The organism is Methylobacterium sp. WL18 (genome assembly GCF_008040015.1).
In the GTDB taxonomy this organism is placed as follows: Bacteria; Pseudomonadota; Alphaproteobacteria; order Rhizobiales; family Beijerinckiaceae; genus Methylobacterium; species Methylobacterium mesophilicum.
On sequence record NZ_VRVD01000766.1, the window covers coordinates 1 to 2,001 of the forward strand.

Here is a 2,001-nt window from a genome sequence, read left to right on the forward strand (position 1 = left end):
GCCCAGGACCGCGGCAGCGTCAACCCGAGGCCGCTGCCGCCGCTCGAGCATCCGGACGCGCCCACGACCCCGGCCAAGGCCCTGTTCGGCCGCGTCACCCGGGCCTCCGGCGGGCCGGCCCACATCTACGGGTTCTACGCCAAGGGCTGCTTCGCCGGCGGCGAGGCGCTGGCGATGGACGGGCCGAACTGGCAGGTGATGCGCCCGTCCCGCAACCGGATGTGGGGCACGCCGGTCCTGATCGATTTCGTCGAGCGCCTGTCGCAGAAGGCCGCCCGGGTCGGCTGGCCGGGGCTGCTCGTCGGCGACATGGCCCAGCCCCGCGGCGGCCCGATGATCACCGGCCACGCCTCGCACCAGATCGGCATCGACGCCGACATCTGGCTGACCCCGATGCCCGACCACCGCATGAGCCGGGCGGAGCGCGAGGAGACCTCGGCCACCGACATGGTCCGCCGGGACCGCCTCGACATCGACCCGGAGGTCTGGACCCCGACGCACCTGCAGCTGATCAAGCTCACCGCCGAGCAGCCGGAGGTGGAGCGCATCTTCGTCAACGCGGCGATCAAGAAGGCCCTGTGCCGGGACGCCGCGGGCAGCCGGTGGATGTCCAAGGTGCGCCCGATGTACGGGCACAACTACCACTACCATATCCGGCTTTCCTGCCCGGCCGGCCAGGACGATTGCCAGCCCCAGGGGGCGCCCCCGGCCGGGGATGGCTGCGACGACCTGAGCTACTGGTTCTCGGACGCGGTGCTGCATCCCAAGCCGCCCAAGGTACCGCCGAAGCCGAAGCCCGCCATGACCATGGCGGCCCTCCCGTCCGCCTGCCGGGCGGTGCTGAAGGCGCCGTAGCCTCGCCGGGACCGGGATTGCGGCGGCTCAGTCCAGGCACTGGGCGAAGTAGAGCTGCCGGATCCGCTCCATGGCCTGATACGCCTCCCCCGGCCTGAAGGTCATGAGCTCCGGGCCGTCGGGGACGCGGCCGAAGAACGACCGGGGGAGATCGGCCACGAAGCCGCGCTCGCCCGTGTACAGCCCGTCCCTGTTCTTCACGTTGACCGAGCCGCAGACGATCGACCCGCCGCTGCGGCGCAGCACGGTGACCTTCGCGTCCGGGCTGTTCAGGTGCCGCCCGATCAGGTCGAGGACCGCGCGGGTGTCCGCCGGCCCCAGGGCGGCGCCGGAGCCGTCGTCCACCGTCTGGGCGCGGGCTCCCGACGCGACGGCGGCCATCGCCAGGCAGAGCAGAGCGGATACGGGTCGGATCATGCGGTGCTGCCTGCGCTCCTCGCGCATCGTCTCTTTCCGAACGCCGGCGGCCGGCATTCGGGACGAGGCTTCAGACGCGCCACGCTACGGGGTGCGAAGCCGGCGGGAAAGCGCGCGATCCGGATTTCGAAGCCACTCCGGACCGATTGCAGCACTATCCATGACGTCATCGCCCACCGACAGAGCCGGACGGGATGTTTCGGAAGGCTATAACGGCGCCGGTCAATAATAATATGCGGCTCCTATGAAGTCGGATTCTTATTTTTTTCCTGTCGGCTCACGGCACACTTGTTTCCCGGCACGAACCCGTATGGAACGGGCGGCGTGCCTGTGCGGGCGCGGACGAGGAGATCGCAGCGTGACCCGATGGCTGACGGCCGTGATGATCTCCACCACGCTGATGAGCGCGCCGGCGTGGGCGCGCCTCGGGGTGGACGACAAGGCGTCGCTCTGGCCGCGCGCCTCCATGGCCGACAAGGTCGATTTCACCGACCGGATGGGCAAGGCGATGCGCACGCTCTCGCCCGATCTCGACAGCCGCTACTTCATGCACTGCCTGGAGGAGACGGCGAATATCGGCGACACCAAGGACCTGACGCTGAACGACATGGTGCGCACCTGCCTGTCGCTGCACGCCCGGGACGCGAAGGATCCGGAGTGAGCGCGCGGTGCCGGGCGTGATCCGCCGGGGCGGCAGGCGGACCGCCGGCGCGGCGCTCGGCCTCACCC

Annotated in this window: 3 protein-coding genes; 2 read left to right on the forward strand and 1 reads right to left on the reverse strand. The window is 70.3% G+C overall.

Translation table 11 applies throughout. From position 1 onward, the window contains the following. Positions 1–855: penicillin-insensitive murein endopeptidase (mepA, locus tag FV228_RS28035; protein WP_246694058.1), on the forward strand; the 855-nt coding region annotated here is incomplete at its 5' end. Positions 856–882: 27 nt separating this feature from the next. On the opposite strand, the gene FV228_RS28040 is transcribed toward mepA, so the two are convergent. Next, entirely contained in the window at positions 883–1,272 is a 390-nt protein-coding gene (locus FV228_RS28040) for a hypothetical protein (RefSeq protein WP_147857483.1), read from the reverse strand. 358 nt (positions 1,273–1,630) lie between these two features. Here FV228_RS28040 and FV228_RS28045 point away from each other — a divergent pair, with 358 nt between their 5' ends. Then, entirely contained in the window at positions 1,631–1,933 is a 303-nt protein-coding gene (locus FV228_RS28045; protein ID WP_238262850.1) for a hypothetical protein, read from the forward strand. Positions 1,934–2,001 lie beyond the last annotated feature (68 nt).